29 protein-coding genes and 1 other RNA gene are annotated in these 25,033 nt (G+C 62.8%); 11 read left to right on the top strand and 19 right to left on the bottom strand.

The genetic code is table 11. The features are described from left to right. Positions 1-44 precede the first annotated feature (44 nt). Positions 45-1,082, bottom strand: coding sequence for a DUF2793 domain-containing protein (locus V6767_RS04435; RefSeq protein ID WP_448472332.1), 1,038 nt, complete (start codon positions 1,080-1,082; stop codon positions 45-47). A 201-nt stretch (positions 1,083-1,283) separates the two neighbouring features. After that, entirely contained in the window at positions 1,284-2,822 is a 1,539-nt protein-coding gene (locus V6767_RS04440; protein ID WP_448472376.1) for a YifB family Mg chelatase-like AAA ATPase, read from the bottom strand. A gap of 163 nt (positions 2,823-2,985) precedes the next feature. Between V6767_RS04440 and V6767_RS04445 the strand changes: the two genes are divergently transcribed. Next, positions 2,986-3,318: a TM2 domain-containing protein gene (locus V6767_RS04445; protein WP_448431926.1), complete on the top strand. Its 333-nt coding sequence runs from the start codon at positions 2,986-2,988 to the stop codon at positions 3,316-3,318. Here the strand turns inward: V6767_RS04445 and gshB are convergent. The 7 genes from gshB to rsmI all read right to left on the bottom strand — a co-directional run bounded on the left by gshB (position 3,313) and on the right by rsmI (position 10,157). Next, positions 3,313-4,260 (bottom strand): glutathione synthase, encoded by a 948-nt coding sequence (gene gshB, locus V6767_RS04450; RefSeq protein WP_448472333.1) that lies wholly within the window; start codon positions 4,258-4,260, stop codon positions 3,313-3,315. The genes V6767_RS04445 and gshB overlap by 6 nt on opposite strands. A gap of 77 nt (positions 4,261-4,337) precedes the next feature. After that, complete coding sequence (locus tag V6767_RS04455; protein WP_448472334.1) at positions 4,338-5,390, bottom strand: sn-glycerol-3-phosphate import ATP-binding protein UgpC; 1,053 nt, start codon at positions 5,388-5,390, stop codon at positions 4,338-4,340. Between the two features lie 11 nt (positions 5,391-5,401). After that, entirely contained in the window at positions 5,402-6,244 is an 843-nt protein-coding gene (locus V6767_RS04460) for an ABC transporter permease subunit (RefSeq protein WP_448472335.1), read from the bottom strand. A 10-nt stretch (positions 6,245-6,254) separates the two neighbouring features. Then, a complete protein-coding gene (locus V6767_RS04465; RefSeq protein WP_448472336.1) occupies positions 6,255-7,136 on the bottom strand; it encodes an ABC transporter permease subunit in 882 nt (293 codons plus the stop codon). A 355-nt stretch (positions 7,137-7,491) separates the two neighbouring features. Then, entirely contained in the window at positions 7,492-8,790 is a 1,299-nt protein-coding gene (locus V6767_RS04470; RefSeq protein ID WP_448472337.1) for an extracellular solute-binding protein, read from the bottom strand. Between the two features lie 118 nt (positions 8,791-8,908). Beyond that, on the bottom strand, positions 8,909-9,271 hold the full coding sequence (locus V6767_RS04475; RefSeq protein WP_448472338.1) for a YraN family protein: 363 nt from the start codon (positions 9,269-9,271) through the stop codon (positions 8,909-8,911). Continuing rightward, entirely contained in the window at positions 9,264-10,157 is an 894-nt protein-coding gene (rsmI, locus tag V6767_RS04480) for a 16S rRNA (cytidine(1402)-2'-O)-methyltransferase (protein ID WP_448472339.1), read from the bottom strand. Before rsmI ends, V6767_RS04475 begins: the two co-directional genes overlap by 8 nt. Positions 10,158-10,353: 196 nt before the next feature. Between rsmI and dnaN the strand changes: the two genes are divergently transcribed. The 5 genes from dnaN (at position 10,354) to bfr (ending at position 14,607) form a co-directional block, all read left to right on the top strand. Then, complete coding sequence (gene dnaN / locus V6767_RS04485; RefSeq protein ID WP_448472340.1) at positions 10,354-11,472, top strand: DNA polymerase III subunit beta; 1,119 nt, start codon at positions 10,354-10,356, stop codon at positions 11,470-11,472. Between the two features lie 97 nt (positions 11,473-11,569). Further along, complete coding sequence (pyrF, locus tag V6767_RS04490; RefSeq protein ID WP_448472341.1) at positions 11,570-12,280, top strand: orotidine-5'-phosphate decarboxylase; 711 nt, start codon at positions 11,570-11,572, stop codon at positions 12,278-12,280. 144 nt (positions 12,281-12,424) lie between these two features. Then, positions 12,425-13,396, top strand: coding sequence for a complex I NDUFA9 subunit family protein (locus V6767_RS04495; protein WP_448472342.1), 972 nt, complete (start codon positions 12,425-12,427; stop codon positions 13,394-13,396). Positions 13,397-13,844: 448 nt separating this feature from the next. Continuing rightward, positions 13,845-14,174, top strand: coding sequence for a (2Fe-2S)-binding protein (locus V6767_RS04500; RefSeq protein WP_448472343.1), 330 nt, complete (start codon positions 13,845-13,847; stop codon positions 14,172-14,174). Next, positions 14,122-14,607, top strand: coding sequence for a bacterioferritin (gene bfr / locus V6767_RS04505; RefSeq protein WP_230721575.1), 486 nt, complete (start codon positions 14,122-14,124; stop codon positions 14,605-14,607). The genes V6767_RS04500 and bfr overlap by 53 nt, the downstream gene beginning before the upstream one ends. Before the next feature lie 62 nt (positions 14,608-14,669). On the opposite strand, the gene V6767_RS04510 is transcribed toward bfr, so the two are convergent. Continuing rightward, on the bottom strand, positions 14,670-15,218 hold the full coding sequence (locus tag V6767_RS04510) for an RNA pyrophosphohydrolase (RefSeq protein WP_448472344.1): 549 nt from the start codon (positions 15,216-15,218) through the stop codon (positions 14,670-14,672). Between the two features lie 165 nt (positions 15,219-15,383). On the opposite strand from V6767_RS04510, the gene V6767_RS04515 reads away from it, so the two are divergent. Together V6767_RS04515 and V6767_RS04520 are read left to right on the top strand one after the other, a co-directional pair. Next, complete coding sequence (locus V6767_RS04515) at positions 15,384-15,539, top strand: DUF5993 family protein (protein WP_448472345.1); 156 nt, start codon at positions 15,384-15,386, stop codon at positions 15,537-15,539. Positions 15,540-15,547: 8 nt separating this feature from the next. Continuing rightward, on the top strand, positions 15,548-16,099 hold the full coding sequence (locus V6767_RS04520) for a disulfide bond formation protein B (RefSeq protein ID WP_448472346.1): 552 nt from the start codon (positions 15,548-15,550) through the stop codon (positions 16,097-16,099). Here the strand turns inward: V6767_RS04520 and arsB are convergent. From arsB to V6767_RS04535, 3 genes are read right to left on the bottom strand one after another with little or no spacing between them, the layout of a single operon-like run. After that, entirely contained in the window at positions 16,066-17,139 is a 1,074-nt protein-coding gene (gene arsB / locus V6767_RS04525) for an ACR3 family arsenite efflux transporter (protein ID WP_448472347.1), read from the bottom strand. The two genes, V6767_RS04520 and arsB, sit on opposite strands and share 34 nt — an antisense overlap. A gap of 1 nt (position 17,140) precedes the next feature. Next, on the bottom strand, positions 17,141-17,668 hold the full coding sequence (locus V6767_RS04530; RefSeq protein WP_448472348.1) for an arsenate reductase ArsC: 528 nt from the start codon (positions 17,666-17,668) through the stop codon (positions 17,141-17,143). Then, positions 17,649-18,032, bottom strand: coding sequence for an ArsR/SmtB family transcription factor (locus V6767_RS04535; protein WP_448472349.1), 384 nt, complete (start codon positions 18,030-18,032; stop codon positions 17,649-17,651). Before V6767_RS04535 ends, V6767_RS04530 begins: the two co-directional genes overlap by 20 nt. Positions 18,033-18,131: 99 nt before the next feature. Here V6767_RS04535 and V6767_RS04540 point away from each other — a divergent pair, with 99 nt between their 5' ends. Then, a complete protein-coding gene (locus V6767_RS04540) occupies positions 18,132-18,743 on the top strand; it encodes an HAD-IA family hydrolase (RefSeq protein ID WP_448472377.1) in 612 nt (203 codons plus the stop codon). A 20-nt stretch (positions 18,744-18,763) separates the two neighbouring features. On the opposite strand, the gene recR is transcribed toward V6767_RS04540, so the two are convergent. The 6 genes from recR to ffs form a co-directional block, all read right to left on the bottom strand. Beyond that, a complete protein-coding gene (recR, locus tag V6767_RS04545; protein WP_448472350.1) occupies positions 18,764-19,369 on the bottom strand; it encodes a recombination mediator RecR in 606 nt (201 codons plus the stop codon). Positions 19,370-19,950: 581 nt separating this feature from the next. Continuing rightward, positions 19,951-20,562, bottom strand: coding sequence for a LysE family translocator (locus tag V6767_RS04550; RefSeq protein ID WP_448472351.1), 612 nt, complete (start codon positions 20,560-20,562; stop codon positions 19,951-19,953). A 10-nt stretch (positions 20,563-20,572) separates the two neighbouring features. After that, positions 20,573-20,896 (bottom strand): YbaB/EbfC family nucleoid-associated protein, encoded by a 324-nt coding sequence (locus V6767_RS04555; RefSeq protein WP_448431971.1) that lies wholly within the window; start codon positions 20,894-20,896, stop codon positions 20,573-20,575. A 22-nt stretch (positions 20,897-20,918) separates the two neighbouring features. Continuing rightward, the gene (locus V6767_RS04560; RefSeq protein ID WP_448472352.1) at positions 20,919-22,796 is read right to left on the bottom strand and encodes a DNA polymerase III subunit gamma/tau; all 1,878 of its coding nucleotides are present in this window, start codon (positions 22,794-22,796) and stop codon (positions 20,919-20,921) included. A gap of 127 nt (positions 22,797-22,923) precedes the next feature. Then, a complete protein-coding gene (locus V6767_RS04565; RefSeq protein WP_448472353.1) occupies positions 22,924-23,394 on the bottom strand; it encodes a YbaK/EbsC family protein in 471 nt (156 codons plus the stop codon). Positions 23,395-23,422: 28 nt separating this feature from the next. Beyond that, an RNA gene (gene ffs, locus V6767_RS04570) (signal recognition particle sRNA small type) lies at positions 23,423-23,519 on the bottom strand. A 154-nt stretch (positions 23,520-23,673) separates the two neighbouring features. Between ffs and V6767_RS04575 the strand changes: the two genes are divergently transcribed. Both V6767_RS04575 and nudC read left to right on the top strand, forming a co-directional pair. Continuing rightward, on the top strand, positions 23,674-24,081 hold the full coding sequence (locus tag V6767_RS04575) for an HIT family protein (protein ID WP_448472354.1): 408 nt from the start codon (positions 23,674-23,676) through the stop codon (positions 24,079-24,081). Then, positions 24,078-25,031 carry an NAD(+) diphosphatase gene (gene nudC, locus V6767_RS04580; protein WP_448472355.1) on the top strand — a complete coding sequence of 318 codons (954 nt, stop codon included), beginning with the start codon at positions 24,078-24,080 and terminating at the stop codon, positions 25,029-25,031. The genes V6767_RS04575 and nudC overlap by 4 nt, the downstream gene beginning before the upstream one ends. Positions 25,032-25,033 lie beyond the last annotated feature (2 nt).

Below are 25,033 nucleotides of genomic sequence, written 5' to 3' on the forward strand. Positions count from 1 at the left end.
TGGATAGCCCTGATTGCGGCACGCATTCAAGCCGTTCGCCGAAATCAGGTCAGAACCGCGATCACCTCGGTGGCGCCATATCCCAGATTGTAGGTCGCAGCTCCGGTGAAGGAAAGCTGCGCATCGTCGCCGGCCGCAAAATAGGCAATGGCGGTGGTTGAGAGCGTGACTTCGTCTCCCCCCGTCGCGCCGCCGCGCACGATCACCACGTTTTCCGAGCCGTTCTTTTGCAGAGTGACCGTAAACGGGCCGCTCGCGGTTGCCGAGATGTTGAGGCTAACGCCGTAAAAGCCGCTGACCGGGAAGGCCAGCGTTTCGCCGCCGCCGGCAACCGCCGTGCCGAGAGAGAACCCGCCCTCGCCGGTGTAAAGCGTATCGAAGCCGAGCGCGGTTGGCGTGTCGATCAGCGTGGCGCCGGAGGCAAGCGCGGCACGCGCGAGCGGGCGTTCCGGCGTGACGACCGCGCCGGAGGGGGAAACGCGCAGGGCCTCGAACCAGCTTGCGCCGTCCGGGCTGACCTTGATGGCAAAGCCATCGGTGCCGGCGAGACCCATTTCGGCGCGGCCGGACCAGCCGGTCTGGAACAGCAGCGAGGCGGTATCGCCGGGCGTTGCCTTGTTGATCTTGAGCTGGTGGCCGGCGCCGGCATTGTTCAGCAGCGTTGCCGGAGAGGAGACAGAAAGGCGGTTGGTGGCATCCGCTGCGGCATTGATGCCGACCGTCGCGAAAGTCGCTTCATCCGGAACCGGCGGCGTGGCCCAGTCCGCGCCGTCGAAGACGCGCCATGTGGCATCAATGTCGAACCAGGCGGTCCAGCCGGCGGCGGGTGCGACGAACTGCCAGAGACCATCTTGATAGATCGCGATCTCCCCGGCATGGCCGGAGAACAGGCCGGTCGGGCTTTCGCCGACCAGATGGCAGTCGCCGTCCTCGGGCGTTTCCGGCGGCGCGTCGTCTTCGCCCGCCAGCGCGAGATGAACGACCGCGTCGAGACGCTGCAGCGCCTCGTTATGGGTAACGTGTTTTTGCGCCTGGGCGGGCAGGATAAAGGGAAGGCCCAGCTTCGATGTTGCGTCCGACATGAAAATCTCCTTCGCGGGCTGCGTTGCCACAAGCCTAGTCCCGTGCGGGAGGCCGGGGAAAATGGTTGGCGCAGAGGCGGGGTAGGGAGAATGCTTCTTGAGCCGGGAGCCGGGAGCCGGGAGCCGGGAGCCGAAAGGTAGCGTTTCGGTCTCGTCGCGCCACGAGCGATGCCGCTGCGGCCGCCGCCGGGCGGTGGCGTATCAGGCCGCCGCGCCGGTCCGCTCCGCCGTTGCGACTCGATAGGCGATGGCCTCGCCGATATGCATGCGGCCAACCTGGGCCTTGCCGTCGAGGTCGGCGATCGTGCGGGCGACCTTGAGGACGCGGTGATAGCCGCGGGCGGAAAACCGCATTTTCTCGGCCGCCTCGCGCAACAGCGCAAGCCCCGCGGCATCGGGTTCCGCGAGTTTCTCGATCAGGTTTGCCGCGCAGCGGGCGTTGACCGTGACCGCCTTCTCATCGAGCCTGGCAAAGCGTTCGCGCTGGGCATTGCGGGCGCGTTCCACCCTGCGCGCCACCGCGCTGCTGGCTTCGCCGGTCGATTTTGCACCGATCAGGTCGATCGCGCTGACGGCGGGCACATCGATGCGGATATCGATCCGGTCCATCAGCGGGCCGGAAATGCGGGCCTGATAATCGGCGGCGCAGCGCGGGCCGCGCGCGCAGGAATGGCCGGGCTCGCCCGCCATGCCGCAGCGGCAGGGGTTCATCGCGGCGACGAGCTGGAAGGCGGCGGGGTAGGAGACGCGGTGGTTGGCGCGGGCGATCACGCATTCGCCGGTCTCGAGCGGCTGGCGCAGCGCATCAAGCACCTGTGGTGTGAATTCCGGGAATTCGTCGAGGAACAGAACACCGTGATGGGCAAGCGAGGCTTCGCCCGGTCGCGCCTTGATGCCGCCGCCCACCAGCGAGGCCATGCTGGCCGAGTGATGCGGCGCGCGGAAGGGCCGGCGGTCCGACAAGCGGCCGCCGGCAAGCTTGCCCGCGATCGAGTGGACCATCGACATGTCGAGCAGTTCCTGCGGCAGAAGCGGCGGCAGGATGGAGGGAAGGCGCGCGGCAAGCATGGATTTCCCCGCTCCCGGAGGGCCGACCATCAGCAGGTTGTGCCCGCCGGCGGCCGCCACTTCGAGCGCGCGCTTGGCGCTTTCCTGTCCCTTGATATCCGCAAGGTCCGGCAGATCATGCGGCGCCGCGCGCACGGCTGGGTGCGGGCGGGATAGCACCTGCGTGCCCTTGAAATGATTGGCGATGCCGATCAGGCTCTTGGGCGCGAGAATGTCGATATCAGCACTGGCCCAGGCGGCTTCCGGGCCGCAATCGGCCGGGCAGATCAGGCCCTTGTCGAGCGCGTTGGCGGCGATGGCGGCCGGCAGTGCGCCGGCAACCGCCGCGATCGTGCCGTCAAGATTCAGTTCGCCGATCACCATGTAGCCGGAGAGCCCATCGGCTGGCACCGCCCCGAGCGCCGCCATCAGCCCGAGCGCGATCGCAAGGTCGAAATGCGAGCCCTCTTTCGGCAGGTCGGCCGGCGCGAGGTTGACCGTCACCCGCTTCGGCGGAAGTGCCAAGCCCGTGGCATGCAGCGCGGCCTGCACCCGTTCCCGGCTTTCCGCCACCGCCTTGTCCGGCAGGCCGACGATCTGCATGCCGATTTTGCCGGGCGCGACCATGACCTGTACATCGACCGGAACGCCCTCGATCCCCTGAAACGCAACCGTGTGAACGCGTGAAACCATGGCCATCCCGCCCGCTTTCCTGTGTCTTCAGGTTGCAAGGATTCCATAACTCGCCCTTACATTCAAGAACAAAAAGAGAACTTTTATTTCTCCTTCGTGTTCAACGGGATAGACAGATCGCCAGCGCCGCAGTAAACCTCGGGTCGAAAGCAGAGAGGGTGCCATGGGACTGACGACCGAAGAGCGGATATTGATCGAGCAGCACGTGACCAACAGCGCCAAATCGCCGGCGGCTGCCTATCTGCTGTGGTTTTTCCTGGGCTGGGCCGGCATCCACCGGTTTTATCTCGGCCGCATGGGGTCGGGCCTTGCCATGCTTCTGCTCAACGTCATCGGCGGCCTGACCGTCGTCTTCATCGTCGGCTTTTTTCTGCTTGGCATCTGGGCGCTATGGTGGATCGTCGATCTGTTCCTGATCTCGGGCATGATCGACGCCCAGAAGAACGAAATCCGCGCCCGCCTCACGCAGGAAGCGCTGGTCGCGCAGCGCTCATAGGCGCTTCTTCTCGATCGCATCCCACATCAGGCTGGCGATATCCGCGCCGCCGAATTTCTTGACCTCGCGGATGCCGGTGGGGGAGGTGACGTTGATTTCGGTCATATAGTCGCCGATCACGTCGATGCCGACCAGAATGAACCCGCGTTCCCTGAGTGCAGGGCCGATGCGGGCGCAGATTTCCTTCTCGCGTTCGGTCAACCCCGCCGCCTCGGCGCGGCCGCCGACATGCATGTTGGAGCGGCTGTCGGTTTCGGCCGGCACGCGGTTGATCGCCCCGGCGAATTCGCCATCGACGAGGATGATGCGCTTGTCGCCCTTGCGCACGGCCGGCAGATAGGCCTGGGCGATATAGGGTTCGCGGAACATCTGCGCGAACATTTCCAGCAGCGAGGTGAAATTGCGGTCGTCGCGGGTGGAATGGAACACGCCCGCGCCGCCATTGCCGTAAAGCGGCTTCAGGATGATGTCGCCCATTTCCTCGCGGAAGCGCTTGATTTCGTTTTCGTCCTTTGTGATCAGCGTCGGTGGCATCAGGTCGGCGAACTCGGTGACGAAGATCTTCTCCGGCGAATTGCGCACCCAGGCCGGATCATTGACCACCAGCGTCTTCGGATGGATGCGCTCCAGCAGGTGCGTGGAGGTGATATAGGCCATATCGAATGGCGGGTCCTGCCTGAGCAGCACCACATCCATGGTCGAGAGGTCGATCCGCTCCGCGGCACCCAGCGTGTAGTGATCGCCTTCCTTGTCGCGCAGCGTCATCGGCTCGACGGTCGCAAACACCTTGCCGTCGCGCAGGCTGAGGCGATCGGGCGTATAGTGGAACAGATTGTAGCCCCGGTTCTGTGCCTCGAGGCTCATGGCAAAGGTCGAATCGCCGCCGATCTTGACGGTGGAGATATGGTCCATCTGGACGGCGACGTTCTTGATTGCGGCCATGAAATGCGTGTCCCGGTTGGTTTGCGGCGACACGATATTTAGTCATCGCGCCGCCCCTTGGCAATCGCGGGCGTCGCTCAGGCGTGCGAAAGCCGTTTCCCGGTGGCGTGGTCGTAGAAATGCAGCTTTTCCGGCAGCACCGCGAAGGTGAGTTCGTCGGCAAGCGGTATTTCGGGGGAGAGGGCGGCCGTCAGCCGCTCGCCGCCGGTCAGGCAATGGGCAAGCCGTGTCGCGCCGAGTTCCTCGACATAGTCAAGCCGCGCCTTCAGTCCTGCGCCGGTGGTCGGCTGCAGGTCCTCCGGGCGGATGCCGACTGTAACCGGGCCATCGGCGGGCGGCGCGCTTGAAAATTGCATGCTGTTGTCGCCAATCGTGAGCTGGCCTTGCGTCAGCTTTCCCTCGACAAGGTTCATCGCCGGCGAGCCGATGAAATTGGCGACGAAGGTGGAGGCCGGCTTGTGGTAGACGTCGAGCGGCGTGCCGATCTGCTCGATCCTGCCGCCGTTCAGCACCACCAGCCGGTCGGCGAGCGTCATCGCCTCAAGCTGGTCGTGGGTCACGTAGATCGAGGTGGTGCCGAGCCGTTTCTGCAAATGCTTGATCTCGCCGCGCATCGAGACGCGCAGCTTGGCGTCGAGGTTCGACAGCGGCTCGTCAAAGAGGAAGGCGGCGGGCTTGCGCACGATCGCCCGGCCCATGGCCACGCGCTGGCGCTGGCCGCCGGAAAGCGCACGCGGCTTGCGTTCCAGATAGGGCTCAAGCTCCAGCATGCGCGCGGCCTCGGCAACCCGCTCGGCGATCTCGGCCTTGGGCGTGCCGCGGTTCTTCAGGCCGTAGGCGAGGTTGTTGTAGACCGTCATATGCGGATAGAGCGCGTAGTTCTGGAACACCATGGCGATATCGCGCTCGGCCGGGTCCATGTTGTTGACCACCTTGCCGGCGATCTTCACCTCACCCTCGGTGATGGTCTCGAGCCCCGCCACCATGCGCAGAAGCGTGGACTTGCCGCAGCCGGAGGGGCCGACCAGCACGATGAACTCGCCATCGGCAATCGCGATGTCGACGCTGTCGACCGCGCGCTGATCGCCGGAATAGATCTTGGAAACCTTCGAGATTTCGATTGCGGACATCGTTCTTGTTCCTATTTGTCGCTTTCGGTCAGGCCCTTGATGAACCAGCTCTGGAAAATCACCACCATCAGCACGGGCGGCAGCATGGCGAGCACGGCAAGGGCGAAGGCCTGATTGTATTCGGGGATCTGGGAGCCGACCCAGACGAGCAGGATCTGCTTGATGCCGCGCACCAGCGTGTAGAAGCTCTCGTCATTGGTCATGATCATCGGCCACAGATACTGGTTCCAGCCATAGACGAACATGATGATGAAGATCGCGGCGATCATCGTTTTCGACAGCGGCACCAGAATATCGATGAAGAACTTGAAAGGCCCGGCGCCGTCAATGCGGGCGGCCTCCAGCAGTTCGTCGGGCACCGACTTGAAGAACTGGCGGAAGAAGAACGTGCCGGTGGCCGATGCCAGAAGCGGCACGATCAGCCCGGTATAGGTGTTGATCAGCCCGAGCTTGGTCATCACGTCGTAGGAGGGCAGGATGCGCACTTCCAGCGGCAGAAGCAGCGTGGTGAAGATCATCCAGAAGAACAGCGTCGAAAACCGCGAACGGAAATAGACCAGCCCATAGGCGGCCAGCATCGACAGCACGATCTTGCCGACGGCGAAGCCGACGCCGAGAATGAAGGAATTCATCACCATGCGCGCACCGGTTACCTCGCCGGTGAAGCCGCCCTTGCGGGTGAGCAACTCCTCGTAGGTCGCGACGAAGTCGCCGCCCCAGCTCACCTGCAGGCCGTTGATATGGACATCGACCGCCGTGTGGGTGGAAGTCATGAACGCCACGAAGACCGGGCCGATCATGATGAACACGCCGATGAGCAGGATGATGTGATCGATCAGTTTTGTTCTGTGCATGGCGCTTTCCTCAATTGTAGTGGACGCGCCGCTCGATGAAGCGGAACTGGAAGAAGGTGAGCGCGAGCACGATGATCATCAGGATTACCGATTGCGCGGCCGAGCCGCCGATGTCATTGCCGCGGAACCCGTCCATATAGACCTTGTAGACCAGCGTGATCGGGTTGTTGGCGGCCTTGTCCTTCACGATCACGTCGATGATGCCGAACGTGTCGAACAGCGAATAGGTCATGTTGATGATCAGCAGGAAGAACGCCGTCGGGGCCAGAAGCGGCAGCGTCACGGTCCAGAACCGGCCGAGGCGCGAGCGATTGTCGATCGCCGCCGCCTCGCGCACGGAGACCGGGATCGATTGCAGCCCGGACAGGAAGAAGATGAAATTGTAGGGGATCTGCTTCCACACCGCGACGGTGATCATCGCAAAGGCGGTGTCGAAATAATTGATCCCGACCTTCATGTCCCAGCCAAGCCAGGACGCCATTTTGACGAACGGGCCGATATGCTGGTCGAAGAACATCATGCCGAGCAGGCCCGCGACCGGCGGTGCGATTGCGTAGACCGAGATCAGCAGCGTCTTGTAGCTGCTCGACCCGCGGATTACGTCATCGGCCTTGGAGGCGAGCAGCAGCCCGAGGGTGAGCGACAGGAAGGTGACGATAATGGTGAAGATCACCGTGAACTGGGCGACCTGCAGATAGTAGGAGGATGTCAACGCATCGACGTAATTGTCGAAGCCGACGAAGGTCTCGCCGAAGCCGAACGGGTCCTCCAGAAAGAAGGACGAGCGGATCGCCTGTGCCGATGGCCAGTAGAAGAAGATCACGATGATCGCCATCTGCGGCAGCACGAAGAGATACGGCAGCAGGGACGAATTGAACTGGACGCGCTTCATTTTCTGTTTCCTGTTGCGGTCGGGGCTGCGGCACACCTCCCCACCGGCGTCATCCTCGGGCTTGTCCCGAGGATCTAAGCACGCAACCCCGCGACAGGCGTGTGCGGGGTGAGCATGGCGCGCGAGGCAACGCTTTCCAACTCGCTAACTCCGCTCGCGACGGAGGTGGTTAGATGCTCGGGACAGGCCCGAGCATGACGAGTTGATAGACTGTCGCTCGTGTGAAGCCTTGAAGTCTGGCGCAGGTTCATGCGCGAAAATCGCGGGCTTCGTGCGGCTGCCCTTGCAAGCTTTCCGGATGCGCCAAAATCCGGGGGTGTTGACCCCCGGATCGGCAATTCTCGAACGCAGTGCCTTAGTTGCCGGCGGTCTTGGCGAAGCGGGCGAGGAGGGCGTTGCCTTCCTGCTCGATCGTCGCCATCGCGTCCTGAACCGAGGTCTCGCCCGCGAAGATCTTGTTGTATTCGCGTTCCATTACTTCGCGGATCTGCGGGTAGAAGCCCATGCGGTAACCCTTGGACCATTCGCCGCCCGGCAGCGAAAGCTGCTGGATGCCGACTTCGGCAACCGGCTGCTCTTCATACCAGCCATCTTCCTTGGCCAGTTCGTAGGCCGCGGTGGTGACCGGAACGTAGCCGGTGGATTTGTGATAGAAGTACTGGATTTCCGGCGAGGTCAGGAACTGGAAGAAGTCGGCCGTGCACTTGTTCTCGTCGTCGGACTTGCCGGAAAGCGCGAAGAGCGCCGCGCCGCCGATGAAGGAGTTGGTACCGGCACCGTCGATTTCGTCCCAATAGGGCAGGAAGGTCGCGGAGAAGGGCATCTGGGCCGTGCTCTGCAGGCCGCCGAACGAACCGGAAGAACCGATCCACAGCGCAACCTTGTTTTCCTCGAAAGGCTTCTGGTTATCGGACCAGCCGGCGCCGTAATAGCCGAAATAGCCGTTGTCGTACCAGTCCTTGAGCTTCTCATACATCATGACGTGCTCGGGCGTGTTGACGAGAATCTCGGTGCCTTCGACGCTGTCATAGCCGTTGTTGTTGGTCGCGAACTGGAGATTGTTGCGCGAGAAGAAGTTCTCGGTCATTTCCCAGGTGAGCTGCGACTGGACCAGCGGAACGTAACCGGCGTCCTTCAGGGCAGGCGCGATCTGCTCGAACTCTTCCCAGGTCTTCGGCGGCTCGACGCCGGCCTTTTCGAAGGCCTCGGTGTTGATGTACATGATCGGCGCCGACGAGTTGAACGGCATGCCGACGAACTTGCCTTCGCTGTCGGCGTAGAAGTAACGCACGCCCTCGATGAAGTCTTCGCGGTTGAAGGTGTAGCCGGCGTCGTTGATCAGGTCTTCGGCCGGAACGGCAGCGCCCTTGGCGTTGATGATGGTAGCGGCGCCCGCGTCGAACACCTGGAGAATGTTCGGCTGCTCGCCCGAACGGAAGGCGGCGATGCCGGCGGCGAGCGCTTCTTCATAAGTGCCCTTGGAAACCGGCGTCAGCGTGCAGGCGTCCTGCGAGGCGTTGAACTTCTCGGCGATCTGGTTGATGACTTCCTGGTTCTTGCCGCCCATGCCGTGCCACCAGGTGATGTCGGTGGCGGCGAAAGCGGTCGACGTGGAAAGGCCGGCGGCGAGCGCGGCCAGAACGAATTTCTTCATGGTCAAAGTCCCCGGTTCTGAAAATCATCGACTGCGATGATTACCGGGGAGGTAGCCTTGCTGCATGACGGGCAGACGACGGTTTTGTTGCAGAATTGTAAAAGCGCAAGCCTGGAGGTCAGAACGCGTCGGGAAAATGGCGCGGAAGGCGGAACGGCAGGCAGGCGACGATGTCGTAGCGCTGGGAGAGGCGGTGAAAATCGGGCTGGCGCGAAAGCCAGACATCCGAGGCCGCGCGGATGCGGCGCATGGCCGACGGCGTCACGGCGTCGATCGCGACCTGCGTTTCCCGGCGCGCCTTGACCTCGACGAAGATGGCGAGATTGCCCTTGCGGGCGATGATATCGATCTCGCCGGCATGGGTCTTGTAGCGGGTGGCGACGACGCGATAGCCCTTGAGGCGCAGAAAGAGCACGGCCAGCCATTCGGCGCGATGTCCGCGGCGTTCAGCCTTGCGGCGGGCCTTTGGCGCGTCAGCCATCCTTTAACGCCAGAAGCTGCTGATAGAGGTCCTTGCGGGGCAGGCCGGTCTCCTTCGCCGCCTGGGCCGCGGCCTTCGCCGCCGGCATTTCGGCCGCGAGCTTTCTCAGGAGCGCGGTCACATCGCCTGCATCCGGGGCGGGCTCCGCAAGTGGCGGGCCGATCAGCAGCACGATTTCGCCCTTGACCGTCTCGTCACGATATAGGTCAGCCAGTTCGGCAAGCGTGCCGCGGCGGAAGGTTTCGTGGGTCTTGGTCAGTTCACGGCAGACGGCGGCCGTTCGGTCGCCGCCGAGCACATCGGCAGCGGCCTCCAGCGTGGCGGCGATGCGATGCGGGGATTCGAAGAAGGCGAGGGTTGCCGGCACCTCCGCCAGTTCCGCCAGCCGGTCGCGCCGCCCCTTGTCCTTGGCTGGCAGGAAGCCGGCGAACAGAAAGGCATCGCTCGGCAGGCCGGCGCCGACGAGGGCCGCGAGCGGCGCGGACGCGCCGGGAATCGGCACGACATTGATATCGGCGGCAATCGCCTGCTGCGCCAGCCTGTAGCCGGGATCGGAGACCAGCGGCGTGCCGGCGTCGGAGACCAGCGCCACCGTCTTGCCTTCGGAAAGCGCCTCCATCAGCTTCTCACCCGCCTTTTCGGCATTGTGCTCGTGATAGGCATAGGGGCGTTTGCGGATCGCGAAACGATCGAGCAGCTTGCGGGTCACGCGGGTGTCCTCGCAGGCGAGAATATCGCAGCCGGCAATTGTCTCGAGCGCGCGGATGGTGATGTCGCCGAGATTGCCGATCGGCGTCGCCACCAGGTAAAGGCCCGGCGAAAGCGGCCGCGCCTCTATCGGATGGCCCGCGATTTCAAACCGATTGCTGTTGTCTTCCATCACCATTGTCCCGGTATTTTCATTGTCCGTTTGACCACGGCGTGGGAGCGCTCGCAAGGGGCGCGGGGGCGCAGCCTGTGATCATTGGGGAAGGAAGGAGCGAGGGCCCTTGCAATCGGGCTGGATTTGCTGTCATTTTGTCACCCCGCCTGCGGCGCATGCCCGTCGCCGTCCGCGCAATGTAAGAGTGAAAGCGAAAGTCATGCGTATCACGCTTGAGAGATCAAACCTGCTGAAGTCCCTGAACCATGTCCATCGCGTGGTCGAGCGGCGCAACACCATTCCGATTCTCTCCAATGTGCTGTTGAAGGCCGAAGGGAACGATCTCGAGATGAAGGCGACCGACCTCGATCTCGAAATCACCGAGAAGACGGCGTCGATGGTCGAGCAGGCGGGCGCGACCACGGTGCCGGCGCATCTGCTTTATGAAATCGTACGCAAGCTTGCCGATGGCGCGGAAGTGTCGCTGGCGACCGCCACCGACGGCCAGACCATTTCGGTTGCCTCGGGCAAATCCAAGTTCTCGCTGCAGTGCCTGCCGCAGGAAGACTTTCCCGATCTGACCGCAGGTTCCTTCAGCCACGCCTTCAAGCTGAAGGCGAGCGATCTGAAGATGCTGATCGACCGCACCCAGTTCGCGATTTCCACCGAGGAAACCCGTTATTACCTGAACGGCATCTATTTCCACGCCATGGCCGAGGGCAAGGCGTTGAAGTTGCGCGCGGTTGCCACCGATGGCCACCGCCTGGCGCGCGCCGAAATCGATGCGCCGTCCGGCTGCGAGAACATGCCGGGCGTCATCATTCCGCGCAAGACGGTCGGGGAGCTGCAGAAGCTGCTCGATGATCCGGAGATCGTCGTCGCCGTCGAGGTGTCGGACGCCAAGATCCGCTTCACCATCGGCTCGGTGGTGATCACCTCCAAGCTTATCGACGGCACCTTCCCGGATTACCAGCGCGTCATTCCCGCCAATAATGACCGCGAGATGCGGATCGATTGCGCCGATTTCACCAAGGCCGTCGATCGCGTGTCCACGGTCTCGTCGGAGCGCGGCCGCGCTGTCAAGCTGTCGCTTGCCGAAGGCCAGCTCACGCTCACCGTCAACAACCCCGATTCGGGCAGCGCCACGGACGAGCTTGCCGTCGGCTATGACAGCGAGCCGATGGATATCGGCTTCAACGCCAAATATCTGCTCGATATCACCGGCCAGCTCACCGGCGACGAGGCGATCTTCCTGTTCGCCGATGCCGGCTCGCCGACGCTGGTGCGTGACACCGACAGCGAAAACGCGCTCTATGTGCTGATGCCGATGCGGGTGTAACGGGGGCTCGGGTCCAGTAACGGGGCTTTTTCGCTTTTCGCGCGGGCGTTTTTATGCGAACTGCAACGCGGTGAAACGAGATGAAGGAGCCGATGACATGTCTGCACGCGACCGCCTGATTGTGGGTCTGGACGTTCCGACCGTGGCCGAAGCGGAAGCCATGGTCGAAACCCTCGGCGATACCGTTTCCTTCTACAAGATCGGCTATCAGCTCGTCTTCGCCGGCGGGCTTTCTCTTGCCCGCGAACTGGCGGAAGATGGCAAGCAGGTCTTCCTCGACATGAAGCTGCTCGATATCGACAACACGGTCGCCAAGGGCGTCGAAAACATCGCCAAGATGGGCGTGACCATGCTGACGCTGCATGCCTATCCGAAGGCGATGCGCGCGGCGGTCGCCGCGGCAACCGGCTCGCCGCTCTGCCTGCTCGGCGTCAGCGTGCTGACCTCGATGGATGATGCCGACCTGATCGAAGCCGGTTACGACGCAACCGCCGCTGAACTCGTGGAAAAGCGCGCCCGTCAGGCGGCCGAGGCCGGCATGGGCGGGGTCGTGTGTTCGGCGGCCGAGGCGCGGGTCGTGCGCGGGCTGATTGGCGCCGACATGGCGGTGGTGACGCCGGGCATTCGTCCGGCCGGCTCCGTCGCCGACGACCAGAAGCGGGTGATGACGCCGCGCGACGCCATTGCCGCCGGCGCCAGCCACCTCGTGGTCGGTCGTCCGATCGTCAAGGCCGACGACCCGAAAGCCGCCGCCCGGCGGATTGTCGATGACATCGAGGCGGAGATGCTTGGGGCCGTGAACGGCTGAGACGCCCGCGCGCCGCGTCCTGTGTCGCCGCTGCCACGCCGGTCCGCCGAGGCTGTGCGATATTAACCGCCGCGACCTCTTGTCCCTTCACCTTCGCGATGGATTGGGCTAAGGGGGAGCTATCATCCAAACGAGAGGCTTGTCATGACGCTATCGAACATTCCCCCGCTGGTTACGGTCTTCGGCGGTTCCGGTTTTGTCGGTCGCTATGTCGTTAGGGCTCTGGCCAAACGGGGATATCGCATCCGCGTCGCCGTTCGCCGTCCGGATCTCGCTCTGTTTCTGCAGCCGCTCGGCAATGTCGGTCAGATCACCTTCATGCAGGCCAATCTGCGTTATGAGGAATCGGTGCGCCGCGCCATCCACGGCGCCGACCATGTCGTCAATTGCGTCGGCATTCTGTTTGAAAGCGGCAAGAACGGCTTCGATGCGGTGCAGACCGAAGGCGCGCGGCTGGTGGCCGAAGTCACCCAGTCCGAAGGCGCAAAGCTCACCCATGTCTCGGCCATCGGGGCCGATGCCGACAGCCCGTCGCACTACGCCCGCTCCAAGGGCGTGGCCGAAGCCTCGATCCGGGAGATCTGTCCCGACGCCGTGATCGTGCGGCCCTCGATCATCTTCGGGCCGGAGGACGATTTCTTCAACAAGTTCGGCAAGATGTCGCTGCTCTCGCCGTTCCTGCCGCTGATCGGCGGCGGCGAGACCAAGTTCCAGCCGGTCTATGTCGGCGACGTCGCCGAGGTGATCGCGCGTTCCGTCGAAGGCAAGCTCGAGGGCGGCAAGGTCTACGAACTCGGCGGTCGCGACGTGCTGACTTTCCGCGAATGTCTCGAACTGCTGCTCTCGGTGACCGGCCGCAAGCGCGCGCTCCTCTCCATGCCGTTCGGCCTCGCCTCGCTGTTCGGCGGCATTGCCAGCCTCATTCCGTTCATCGCGCCGCCGTTGACCTCCGACCAGGTCAAGCTGTTGAAAACGGACAATGTTGTCTCCGAAGAAGCGCGGTCAGAGGGGCGTACGCTTGATGGCCTCGGCATCCGTCCGGCACAGCTTGAGGTAGTGTTGCGCACTTACCTCGTTCAGTACCGACAGCACGGCCAGTTCGGAAAAACCGCTTGACGGAATAAGGGGGCGGGTGCATATCCTGCCCACAATTTCGCAAAAATTTTGCCACATTCTGGAACCTGTCACAGTAGTTGCGCCTTTACTGTTTATTGGAAAGTCATCGCTAAGATGATCAAGCGGGTTCGTATCAAAAGGGTTTCTGGAACGATGGGTAAGTCTATCGCTGTTTTGTTCGCAGGCGCAGCATTGATGATCATGGCGGCCTCTCTGGCCGCTCCCGGCAGCATTGCTGCGGGCAAGCCCGGGTGTGCGCCCGCTTATGGGGTCGACCCCTGCGCGCTCGCCGCCGTCAACTGATTCCATTCGTTGAGCAATTTCCGTTCGGCCCGGCTCAAGCTTTCGTGAGGGCCTTGGTGACGGGCTGACGCTAATTTAATCTTGACAATCAGCCTCGCCTTTTGCAAAACAGCTCTCATCAGAGACTTATGTCAATGGTGGAAGCATGCTGGTTTGCAGTTGCAATTTCATTACCCAAAAGGAAATTGAACAGACCATCGTCGAATTGCTCGACGAGGACTGTTGGCAGCTTATTGTTCCCGCCAAGGTTTATCACCGCATGGCCAAGCGTGGCCGCTGCTGTGGTTGCTTCCCGAATGTCGCCGATATCATTGTTCGCACGACCGAGGCCTATCATAAAAATAGTGACTCGACCGAAGCTGAGATATGTGATTTTTTGAGCCGCCTCAAAGAGTTCCACCAAAAGAACAGGAGAGCGGACATTGAAAGGCGACAAAAAGGTTATCGAACGGCTGAACGAAGCTCTGTTTCTTGAGCTCGGCGCCGTCAATCAGTACTGGCTGCATTACCGTCTTACCAAGGACTGGGGTCTGACGAAGCTCGCCGAGAAAGAGCGGGCCGAATCGATCGAGGAAATGCATCACGCCGACAAGCTGATCGACCGCATCATTTTCCTCGAAGGCCATCCCAACCTTCAGACCGTGGCTCCGCTGCGCATCGGCCAGACCGTCAAGGAAGTGCTTGAATCCGATCTGGCCGGCGAATACGAAGCGCGCAATTCCTACAAGGAATCCCGTGACATCTGTCACGAGGCTGGCGATTACGTCAGCATGAAGCTCTTCGAAGAGCTGATGATCGACGAGGAAGGCCATATCGACTTTCTCGAAACCCAGCTCGAACTGCTGGATTCGATCGGCGAGCAGAAATATGCTCAGCTCAACGCCGCATCAAGCGAAAGTGCCGAATAACCGCTCCCTGGCATTTTCGTTGGTTTTTGAAGGCCCGGATTTTCCGGGCCTTTTTTTGTTGTTCAGACGCTCCAGAGCGCACCTCGGCCGGGCGGAGCATTCGTCTGCCGCGCCAGATGCCGGAACTCGTCGACGACCCTTTCATACACCGCGCGCTTGAAGGTGACGATCAGCCCGGGAAGGGTTTCGATATCGGCCCATTGCCAGGCGTCGAATTCGCGCTCGTGGCCGTCCGGCGGCGGATCGATCGCGATTTCGCTGTCGTCGCCGAGGAAGCGGAAGGCGAACCATTTCTGGGTCTGGCCGCGAAACCTGCCGCGCAGGCCGATACCGATCAGGTGGTCGGGCAGGTCGTAATTGATCCAGCCGGGGGTTTCGCCGATCAGTTCCACCGATCTTATCCCGGTTTCCTCGTAAAGCTCGCGGGTGGCGGCCTCGAGCGGCGTTTCGCCGGGATCGATGCCGCCTTGCGGCATCTGCCACAGCTGCGGCGAGCCGTCGGATTCCGAATTGTTTTCAGAAAGCCTTCGTCCCAGCCAGATCTTGCCTTCAGGGTTCAGGATCATCACGCCGACATTCGGTCTGTAGGGCAGTTCATGGGCTTTGCGCATGGTGAGCTCTCGATGCAGTTTTCGCTGGCGTATGCGTAAAGCAATTGGCGGCAAAGGTGAAACTCTTGCTGTTGCTTGATACCGGAATTGGTCCCACCTGTTGCTTGCCCGAAGCGCCAAAGCCTGCCATGGGTGGCTTGAGCATCCAACAGGGGGATAATCAGGATGATGGCTTTACCGTTTTTCATCGGCGCTGCGGCGCTTTACCTCGCCGCGCGCGACAGGCAGGGCGCGGCCGTCGCCGTGACCATTCTCGGCGTGGTCACTGTGCTGGTGCTGTACCGGTTCCATGCTACCGATACCCTTGATATCGGGCTGTGAGGAACGACATGAGCGAACGTCTTGCCTATCTCCTGAATACGCTGGCGCTCTTTGCGATCGCGGCCGTTCTGCTGTTTGCCTTCTACGCCCAGTTCGCTGAAGGGGAGCTTCCCTGCCCGCTATGCCTGCTGCAGCGGGCGGGCTTCGTGCTGGTCGGCGTCGGCCTGGCGCTGAACGTGATCCTCGGCGTCAAGCCGCGCCATTACGGGCTGATGATCCTCGGCGCGGTCGCGGGCGCTGTGGCGGCGCTCAGGCAGGTGGCGCTGCATGTGGTGCCGGGCACCGGCGCTTACGGCGATCCCTTCCTCGGAATGCATTTCTACACCTGGGCGTTCGTGCTGTTTTCGGTGGTCGTGCTCGGCTCGGGCGTGATGCTGCTTCTTGGCGGGTTCGCAACGGCGCCGCGGCGCAAGCTCTCCGGGCTTGGCCTCGCGGCAGTGGTGTTCTTCGCCGCGATGACGCTTGGCAACGGCGTCTCGACGCTGGCCGAATGCGGGCTCGGGCTCTGCCCGGACAATCCGACGAGCTACGAGGCGCTGGATTCGCTACTCGGGCGGTGAGGGTTTCGGGCGACCGCGGCACCGCTCTCGTACCAGCCCTTGCTGCGATTGACGATGTAAACCACCGACAGCATCACCGGCACCTCGATCAGCACGCCGACGACGGTGGCGAGCGCCGCTCCGGACTGAAACCCGAACAGGCTGATGGCGGCGGCGACGGCGAGTTCGAAGAAGTTCGACGCCCCGATCAGCGCCGAGGGTCCGGCGACGCAATGCTGCTCGCCCGCCGCTCGGTTGAGCAGATAGGCAAGGCCGGAATTGAAATAGACCTGGATCAGGATCGGCACGGCCAGCAGCGCGATGATCATCGGCTGGGCGATGATTTGTTCGCCCTGAAAGCCGAACAGCAGCACCAGAGTGGCCAGCAGCGCGACCAGCGAGGCCGGCTGTAGGCGCGCAAGAAGAGAATCCAGACGCGCCGTGGAACCGCCCGCCAGCAGCGAGCGGCGGATAAGCTGCGAAATGATCACCGGGATCACGATGTAGAGCGCGACCGACAGCACCAGCGTGTCCCACGGAACGGTAATCGCCGACAGGCCGAGGAGCAGCGCCACGATCGGCGCGAAGGCGACGATCATGATCGCGTCGTTGAGGGCGACCTGCGACAGCGTGAAATGCGGCTCGCCCCTCGTCAGGTTCGACCAGACGAACACCATGGCGGTGCAGGGCGCGGCCGCGAGAATGATCAGCCCGGCGATATAGGAGTCGATCTGGTCGGCGGGCAGATAGGGCCGGAACAGCCAGCCGATGAACAGCCAGCCGAGCAGTGCCATGGAGAACGGCTTCACCGCCCAGTTGACGAACAGCGTGACGGAGATGCCGCGCCAGTGGCGGCCGACTTGCGCCAGCGCGGCGAAATCGATCCGCAGCAGCATCGGTATGATCATCAGCCAGATCAGCACGGCGACGGGAAGGTTGACCCGCGCGATCTCGATGGCAGCAACGGCATGGAACGCCGCCGGGAAGAAATGGCCAAGCGCAACGCCCGCCACGATGCACAGAGCCACCCAGACGGTCAGGTAGCGTTCAAAGGTGGACATGTCAGATGGCCTTCGTGCTTTTTGCGGTTGCGCCGTCCATGGCGCCGATCTGCTTCATATGCGTGTCGATCCCGTGGGAATCGATGGTTTCCCGGGCCAGATCGAGGAAGGCCATGATCCGGCTTTTCAGGAATGTCGCGGTCTGGGCGAAGGCGCGCAGCTTCTGTTCTTCCGTGCCGGAAACGCCTGCCGGGTCTTCCACGCCCCAATGGGCGCGCCTGCCGCTGCCACGCATGATCGGGCAGCTCTCGCCGGCGGCGTTGTCGCAGACGGTGATGATGAAGTCGATCTCGGGGGCATCGGGGCCGGAAAATTCGTCCCAGCTTTTGGAGCGGAAGCCTTCCGTAGGGTAGCCCATGGTCTCAAGCGTCTTCAGGGCCAGCGGGTGAACCGCGCCCTTCGGCCGGCTGCCGGCGGAAAAGGCATGGAATCGACCGGCGCCTTCCGTGTTCAGGATCGCCTCCGCCATGATGGAACGGGCGGAATTTCCGGTGCAGAGAAACAGAACATTAATGGTTCGGTCGGTCATTGCGGGTGTCCTCGTGGGTGTGTTCGGCATTGGCGCAACACGGCTGAAGCCCTTCGATCAGCGGCGCGCAGAGATCCGCATTGCCGCCGCAGCAATCCTGCAGGAGATAGAGCATGACGGCGCGGAAGCCTTCCAGATCGGCCCGGTAGATGATCGAGCGCCCTTGCCGTTCGTTGCCGATGATGCCCGCGCGCGCCAGCGTCGAAAGATGCGCAGACATCGTATTCTGCGGAACGTCGAGCCTGCGGGCGAGTTCGCCGGCAGCAATGCCATCCGGTTCGCTTTCCACAAGCAGCCGGAAGGTCTGAAGCCGTGTCGGCTGCGCCAGTGCGGCCAGTGCCGCGATCGTCTGATTCTCATCCATATATCCAGAATAATGGATATATTATCTTTGTCAAGCGCCGACCTTGGCCTCCGCGATCGGGAAAGGTATGACGGGCCGGAAGTTTGCGGAGTGAGCGACATGACCAAGTGCCTGATGCTGGATGTCGACGGCGTCATCATCAGCGGTCCGGACGGCCAGTCCTGGGCCCGCGATATAAAGCGTGATCTCGGCATCGATCCGGACATGCTCGAAACCCATTTCTTCATTCCGCACTGGCCGGAAATCGTTGCTGGCAAAAAGGCGCTGCGCGACGTGCTGGAGGAATGCCTGCCGGTGCTGGCATCGCCGGTTACGCCGGACGATTTCATGGCCTACTGGTTCGAGCGCGATTCGGCGATCGACCACGATGTGCTTGCGGCCTGCGACCGGCTGCGCGCGCGGGGAACCCGAATCTTTCTCGCCACCAATCAGGAGCATCTGCGCGCCGAATACCTGATGGCGCAGCTCAAGCTTTCCGATTGCGTCGACGGGATCGTCTATTCGGCGGCGGTGGGTGTGAAGAAGCCGGCCCCGGCGTTTTTCGAAGCCGCAGAGGCGAAGAGCGGCTTTGCTAGGGCGGATCATATTCTGGTGGACGACCAGCTCAAGAATGTCGAGGCGGCAAGGGCATTCGGCTGGAGCGGGTTCCAGTGGACAGGCGGTGAAGACCTGGTTCAACTGGTGGAGTCCGCCGACCGGCAAAACAGGTAGGGACGCAGCGGCGAGGCCGGTTACAGGCTCGTCCGCGCCCGGAGCGCCGCAACCAGCGTGCCTTCATCGAGGTAGTCGAGTTCGCCGCCAACCGGCACCCCATGGGCAAGCCGGGTGACCTTGATGTCGAGGCCTTCGAGCTGATCGGTGATGTAGTGGGCGGTCGCCTGACCTTCGACGGTGGCGTTGACGGCGATGATCAGTTCGCGCAACTCGCCGGCCTTCACCCTATCGACAAGGGCGGCGATGGTGAGGTCGTCCGGCCCGATGCCATCGAGTGGCGACAGCGTGCCGCCGAGCACGTGATAGGCGGCGTTGAGGGCTGCCGCCCGCTCCAGCGCCCATAGGTCGCCGACATCCTCCACGACGATGACGAGGCCCTGATCGCGGGTCGGATCGGTGCAGATCGTGCAGGGATCGGCGGTGTCGACATTGCCGCAGGTGGAGCAGATCTTCACCTTGTCATAGGCATCCTGCATCGCGCCCGAAAGCGGCCCCATCAACTGGTCGCGCTTCTTGATAAGATGCAGCGCCGCCCGCCTTGCCGACCGCGGCCCCAGCCCCGGCACCTTCGCCAGAAGCTGGATCAGTTTTTCGATTTCGGGACCGGTGACTCGTTTTGCCATGGCTCTCCCTAGAGTAGGAGATCAAAAATTGAAAGATCGAAGTTACTCTTTCCGGAGGGCAGGAGCTGTCCGACGAGAACATGGTGCGACAGTTGTATGCTATAGTTGCCCTGATCGAACTTTGGCAGCTATGTCGGCTTTTACGTCTCTCCAGACCAAGAAAAGTTCGGGCGCACCGGCAAGAAGCCGTTGTTTGAGATAGGGTTTGTTCCAGTAAAGGTTGTGTGAAAAGGCCAATACTAGCAACTTAGTGTGCAAGAAACTTATCGGCCCAGGAGCCGACAACACGATTAACAGGATGCTGGCTGACTGGAAGGATGGCGCCTGGGAATCAGCACCGATAACATTCCAGTGCTCAAGCGACGGCAACACAAGGATATAAGCCACAATGCAGCCTTGAAGTGCGCAAGCAATCAGGCATATACGCCTCGTTATAAATCCGCGTTTCAGCGCATCTGACGTGCGCCGAAAAAGCTCTCTGCCGGGCCAAAGCTCAAATTCATCCATAAATTCAAGCTAGCCGGTATCGTCGGCATCGTCCAGTAATATGGCTCTCGTTTCAGTTGTAACTTGCAAGAGCCTCACCGCGTCGCGATCGCCACGGCTGCGCCGCCGATCATGCCGGCGCTGAGGCGGTTGGCGATCTTCATGGCGCGAGGGCTTTTCAGAAGCAGGCGGGCTCTGGCGGCCAGGAACACCCATGAGAGATCGACGACGGCGAGCACCATCAGCAGGGTGACGGTGAGTTCCAGCCAGCCGACGAGGGTGACGCTGGCAAGATCGAGGATCGTCGGCAGCAGCGCCACATAGAACATCATGATCTTCGGATTGCCGATGGTGACGCTCAATCCGGTGAGGAACATCTTCCAGCCCGAGGTCGCCGCCGGCAGGTCCTCGCTGTCCGTTTCCGTTCTGGCAAACCACACCTTCCAGGCGAGCCAGAGAAGATAGGCGACGCCCGCCCATTTGATCGCGACGAACACGCCGTGGAAAGCGGTGGCGACGGCCACCAGCCCGAAGACTGTCAGCGCGAGCCACAATGCTTCGCCGAACCACATGCCCGCCAGAAACGGCAAGACATCGCGATGCCCGCGCGACAAAACGCGGGCGACAAGCGCTGCCACGCTCGGCCCCGGAGAGCCGGCGGCGACGAACAGCGTGATGGCGAACAGGGCGAGCGCGCCGAGCGTCATAGGCCGGTCCTCAGAACGGCAGCTTCATGCCGGGTGGGATCGGCAGGCCGGCGGTCAGTTCCTTGGTCATTTCCTCCGCCTTCTCGCTGGCGCGGTCCTTGGCGTCGCGGTGAGCGGCGACGATCAGGTCTTCAAGCATCTCGGCCTCGTCGCCGGCAAGCAGGCTCGGATCGATCTTGATCGACAGCATGTCGCCCTTGCCGGTCATCTCGATCGTCACCATGCCGCCGCCGGAAACGCCTTCCACCCGGGCGGCCGCGATCTCTTCCTGCAACTGCTCCATCTTGGCCTGCATTTCCTTGACCTTGCCCATCATGCCCATCAGATCGCGCATGTCATCTCCTTGAATGTTGTTTCTATTCGTCGATATCGTCTTCCGGCAGCACGTCGCCGTCTTCGTTCATGGCGGCGTCGGGCGCGTCGCTCTCGGTCGTGTCGGCCGCTTCCGTTTCGGCGCGCACCCGCACGTCGCGAATTTCAGCGCCGGGGAAGAATTTCAGGATCGCGGCGATCTCAGGGTCCTCGCGGGCATCGCGGAAGCGCTGCTCGCGCTCGGCCTCCTCGACCTCCAGCAGCGTCGGCGCGCCGGCCTCCTTGCTGAGGCTGACGAACCAGCTCTCGCCGGTCCATTCGCGAAGCTTCGCGCCGAGATCGTTGAGGAACGTGGCCGACGTGCCGGGCAGAAGGTTGACCTCCAGCCGGCCGGGCTCAAGCCGCACCAGCCGCACGAAATTGCGGATTTCCGAGCGCATCTTGATCGCGCGGTTCTTCGAGCAGAGATCGGTGATGTCCTGCAGCGATTTGATCGCCGAGGTCTTCTGCGGTTCCGGCGCTGGCTCCGGCTCGGGTTCCACGGTCTCCGGCTGCGGCGCGATCTCCGGCTGGCGGGCCTCGGCGCTTTGCGGATGCAGCATGGTGACGGTGGCCGATTGCCGGGGCGCTTCGCCGGTCTGGCGGGCGGAAACGGCGTTCGTGCTGCCGGAGCCGCCAGCCTGGGGGCGACCGGCCGGCGGTGCGGATGCTGGGGCAGGGCCATCGGCAGCGCCACCTTCCTCCAGCGCCAGCAGCCTGCGCGCGGCATCTTCCGGCGAGGGCAGGCTTGCGGCGTGGGCAAGGCGGATCAGCACCATTTCGGCCGCGCCCAGCGGGCGGGCGGCGTTTTCGGTCTCGGGAATGCCCTTCAGCAGCATCTGCCAGATGCGCGACAGCGCGGAGACCGCAACCTTTTCGGCAAAGGCTGTGCCCTGGCTGCGTTCGATCTCGCTCAGCGAAACGTCTTCAGCGCCCTCCGGCACATATTTCAGCCGCGTCACAAGATGGGTGAAATCCGCCAGATCATTGAGCACGACCACCGGATTGGCCCCGGCCACATACTGCGACTGGAATTCGGCAAGGGCGGCGGCGACATCGCCGGTGACGATGTGTCCGAACAGATCGACGATCCGGGCGCGGTCGGCCAGGCCCAGCATGGCGCGCACGGCGGACGCTTCGACATGGCCGCTGCCATGCGAGATCGCCTGATCGAGCAGCGACAGCCCGTCGCGGGCCGAGCCTTCTGCGGCGCGGGCAATCATCTGCACCGCCTCGTCCTCGATCTCGACGCCTTCCTTGGCGGCGATCGTGGAAAACAGCCGCACCAGATCGGCGGCCGGGATCCGGCGCAGGTCAAAGCGCTGGCAGCGCGACAGCACCGTGATCGGAACCTTGCGGATTTCGGTGGTGGCGAAGATGAATTTCACATGCTCGGGCGGCTCTTCCAGCGTCTTCAGCAGGCCGTTGAAGGCCTGGTTGGAGAGCATGTGAACCTCGTCGATGATATAGACCTTATAGCGCGCGGTCGAAGGCCGGTAGCGCACCTGGTCGATGATCTCGCGGATATCGTCGATGCCGGTATGGGAGGCGGCGTCCATCTCGATCACGTCGACATGGCGGCCTTCCATGATCGCCTGGCAGTGCTCGCCGATCTCCTTCAGGTCGATGGTTGGCTTGTCGACGGTGTCGGTCTTGTAATTGAGGCCACGGGCGAGGATCCGGGCGGTGGTGGTCTTGCCGACCCCGCGCACCCCGGTCAGCATATAGGCCTGCGCGATCCGGCCGGTCTCGAAGGCGTTGGTCAGCGTGCGCACCATCGCCTCCTGACCCACCATCAGGTCGGAGAAGTCCTTGGGGCGGTATTTGCGCGCCAGAACGCGGTATCCGGCGTCTTTTTCGCGCTGCTGTTCGTTCTCGGCCATTGCCACCTTTCCTGTCCGGTTTGCGACCGGGTTTTCAACAATAGCCCATGCCGTGCGGCTCTGTCACAGAGTGCGGCTCAGTCTGGCAGAGCTTTCGGCGAAATGCACAGAATTTCTGAAGCCGATGTCAGGTCGCGGGCGCGGCGCAGACATCGACCCATTGGGCGCCGGTGATTTCGGCAAGCCTGTCTGGCGCAATCCGGATCGCGGCATTGCGCGCGCCTGCCGCCGGCACCACCTCGTCGAACGCCTTCAGGCTCTCGTCGCAGTAAACCCGGATCGGGCTTGCAAGGCCGAAGGGGCAGACGCCGCCGACCGGATGGCCGGTAATCGTCTCGACGTCTTCGAGCGGCAGCATTTTCACCTTGCCGCCAAAGGTCGCCTTGGCCTTCTTGTTGTCGATCCGCGCATCGCCGCGCGCGACCAGCAGAAACACGTCATCCTTCACGCTGAAGGACAGCGTCTTGGCAATCTGGGCGGGGGCGACGTTGTGGGCGTTTGCTGCCTCTTCGACCGTGGCGCTGGAGGCTTCGGTCTCGATGATGTCGATGTCGGGGGCTGCCGTGTCGAGATGGGCGCGCACGCTTTCGAGGCTCATGGCGTCTCCGGAACGATCCGTCGATAGGGTGGGAGGCCGGCACGATGACCCGTACACAACTCGTTGGGGCTGCTTCCTTCCGGACCTGACCCGGTTGGCGAGTGGCACGTCCACCACCAGCCTCCCGCCCGGACATATCGTCAATTCCGCCTGTGAATGCAAGCTTGGCGGCGAAAAAATCTGGCTGGGCAGATGCCGGATGCCGCCGGGCGGAGGATTCCCATTTGCCGTCGCCTTGCCATTTGATAGAAATGGAAGAAGTAATAGCGAAGGAACGACATGCAGGAATTTCAGATCGATCCGCGTCTTGAGCGCGACAGCATGGCGATCGCCGATCTGGGGCTTTGCCAGTTGCGGCTGATGCGCGACGCGCGCTGGCCCTGGCTGCTGGCGGTGCCGCAGCGCGCGGGGGCAGAGGAAATGTTCGATCTGGCGCCGCTCGACCAGACCATGCTGACCTTCGAGGTCAACGAGGCCGCCAAGGCGCTGAAAACCGTCACCGGCGCGACCAAGATCAATATCGCGGCGATCGGCAACATGGTGCGCCAGCTCCATGTCCATGTCGTCGCCCGGTTCGAGGGCGATGCCAACTGGCCGGGCCCGATCTGGGGCTATGGCACGCCGGAGCCGCGCTCCGAAGAGGACTGCGCGGCCCTGGCGCGCAAGATTGCAGAGGCAATGGCATGACATCACTGTTCTTCAAGGCCGGCCCGCACGAGGACCCGAGCGCGCTGACCGCCTTTGCCGGCTGCAAGATCATCCGCGACAGCGAGCACCGCGACGAGGAAACGCTGGAAAAGGCCGCCGCCGAACCCAATGCCCGCTTCTTCGGCTTTGCCGGCGGCAAGGGGATCGTCAAGCATGAACGTCAGGTGCTCGATCCCTATTTCGCCCGCTACGAGCTGGCAGAGTATTCTCCCGATCCCGAAAGCGCGATCCTGCTCGGCCGCGAGCCTTCCGGCGCACCGCTGATCTCGATCAGGCTCGGCCTCGATCCCGAAGCCCTGCCCGGTCATCTGAAGGCGCTCACCACACGGGCCGCCTACAGCGAAAGCATGCTCGACCGGGCCACGCTGGGCGCCTTCGCGCTCGCCGTCAGCCTCAACGCCTGGATCGACAATCATGCCTTTTGCGGTCGCTGCGGTTCGCCGTCGAAGTCGGCCGCCGGCGGCTTCCGCCGCGAATGCACGGCCTGCGGCAACATGATGTTCCCGCGCACCGATCCGGTGGTGATCATGCTGATCGTGGATGAGGCGGGCGATCGGGTTCTGCTCGGCCGCAGCCCGCATTTTCCCGCCGGCCGCTACTCCTGCCTCGCCGGCTTTCTGGAGCCTGGCGAAACCATCGAGGATGCGGTGCGGCGCGAGACGCTGGAGGAATCCGGCATCCGCGTCGGCGCGGTGCGCTATCACGCCTCGCAGCCCTGGCCGATGCCGCATTCGCTGATGCTCGGCTGCTATGGCAAGGCCGAAAGCTTCGATATCACGCCCGATGACGCCGAGCTTGAGGATTGTCGCTGGTTTTCGCGCGACGAGCTTGCCGCAATCGTTGACGGTACCCATCCCGATGGCATCAATGCGCCGCCGGAAGGCGCGATCGCCTATCGGCTGGTGCGCGATTTCCTCGACTGGAAATAGCG

It is taken from the genome of Martelella sp. FLE1502 (assembly GCF_053484255.1).

Coding starts and splice junctions, on each gene's coding strand:
- V6767_RS04435 (WP_448472332.1), bottom strand. CDS start 1,082: ATGTCGGACGCAACATCGAAGCTGGGCCTTCCCTTTATCCTGCCCGCC.
- V6767_RS04440 (WP_448472376.1), bottom strand. CDS start 2,822: ATGGTTTCACGCGTTCACACGGTTGCGTTTCAGGGGATCGAGGGCGTT.
- V6767_RS04445 (WP_448431926.1), top strand. CDS start 2,986: ATGGGACTGACGACCGAAGAGCGGATATTGATCGAGCAGCACGTGACC.
- gshB (WP_448472333.1), bottom strand. CDS start 4,260: ATGGCCGCAATCAAGAACGTCGCCGTCCAGATGGACCATATCTCCACC.
- V6767_RS04455 (WP_448472334.1), bottom strand. CDS start 5,390: ATGTCCGCAATCGAAATCTCGAAGGTTTCCAAGATCTATTCCGGCGAT.
- V6767_RS04460 (WP_448472335.1), bottom strand. CDS start 6,244: ATGCACAGAACAAAACTGATCGATCACATCATCCTGCTCATCGGCGTG.
- V6767_RS04465 (WP_448472336.1), bottom strand. CDS start 7,136: ATGAAGCGCGTCCAGTTCAATTCGTCCCTGCTGCCGTATCTCTTCGTG.
- V6767_RS04470 (WP_448472337.1), bottom strand. CDS start 8,790: ATGAAGAAATTCGTTCTGGCCGCGCTCGCCGCCGGCCTTTCCACGTCG.
- V6767_RS04475 (WP_448472338.1), bottom strand. CDS start 9,271: ATGGCTGACGCGCCAAAGGCCCGCCGCAAGGCTGAACGCCGCGGACAT.
- rsmI (WP_448472339.1), bottom strand. CDS start 10,157: ATGGTGATGGAAGACAACAGCAATCGGTTTGAAATCGCGGGCCATCCG.
- dnaN (WP_448472340.1), top strand. CDS start 10,354: ATGCGTATCACGCTTGAGAGATCAAACCTGCTGAAGTCCCTGAACCAT.
- pyrF (WP_448472341.1), top strand. CDS start 11,570: ATGTCTGCACGCGACCGCCTGATTGTGGGTCTGGACGTTCCGACCGTG.
- V6767_RS04495 (WP_448472342.1), top strand. CDS start 12,425: ATGACGCTATCGAACATTCCCCCGCTGGTTACGGTCTTCGGCGGTTCC.
- V6767_RS04500 (WP_448472343.1), top strand. CDS start 13,845: ATGCTGGTTTGCAGTTGCAATTTCATTACCCAAAAGGAAATTGAACAG.
- V6767_RS04510 (WP_448472344.1), bottom strand. CDS start 15,218: ATGCGCAAAGCCCATGAACTGCCCTACAGACCGAATGTCGGCGTGATG.
- V6767_RS04515 (WP_448472345.1), top strand. CDS start 15,384: ATGATGGCTTTACCGTTTTTCATCGGCGCTGCGGCGCTTTACCTCGCC.
- V6767_RS04520 (WP_448472346.1), top strand. CDS start 15,548: ATGAGCGAACGTCTTGCCTATCTCCTGAATACGCTGGCGCTCTTTGCG.
- arsB (WP_448472347.1), bottom strand. CDS start 17,139: ATGTCCACCTTTGAACGCTACCTGACCGTCTGGGTGGCTCTGTGCATC.
- V6767_RS04530 (WP_448472348.1), bottom strand. CDS start 17,668: ATGACCGACCGAACCATTAATGTTCTGTTTCTCTGCACCGGAAATTCC.
- V6767_RS04535 (WP_448472349.1), bottom strand. CDS start 18,032: ATGGATGAGAATCAGACGATCGCGGCACTGGCCGCACTGGCGCAGCCG.
- V6767_RS04540 (WP_448472377.1), top strand. CDS start 18,132: ATGACCAAGTGCCTGATGCTGGATGTCGACGGCGTCATCATCAGCGGT.
- recR (WP_448472350.1), bottom strand. CDS start 19,369: ATGGCAAAACGAGTCACCGGTCCCGAAATCGAAAAACTGATCCAGCTT.
- V6767_RS04550 (WP_448472351.1), bottom strand. CDS start 20,562: ATGACGCTCGGCGCGCTCGCCCTGTTCGCCATCACGCTGTTCGTCGCC.
- V6767_RS04555 (WP_448431971.1), bottom strand. CDS start 20,896: ATGCGCGATCTGATGGGCATGATGGGCAAGGTCAAGGAAATGCAGGCC.
- V6767_RS04560 (WP_448472352.1), bottom strand. CDS start 22,796: ATGGCCGAGAACGAACAGCAGCGCGAAAAAGACGCCGGATACCGCGTT.
- V6767_RS04565 (WP_448472353.1), bottom strand. CDS start 23,394: ATGAGCCTCGAAAGCGTGCGCGCCCATCTCGACACGGCAGCCCCCGAC.
- V6767_RS04575 (WP_448472354.1), top strand. CDS start 23,674: ATGCAGGAATTTCAGATCGATCCGCGTCTTGAGCGCGACAGCATGGCG.
- nudC (WP_448472355.1), top strand. CDS start 24,078: ATGACATCACTGTTCTTCAAGGCCGGCCCGCACGAGGACCCGAGCGCG.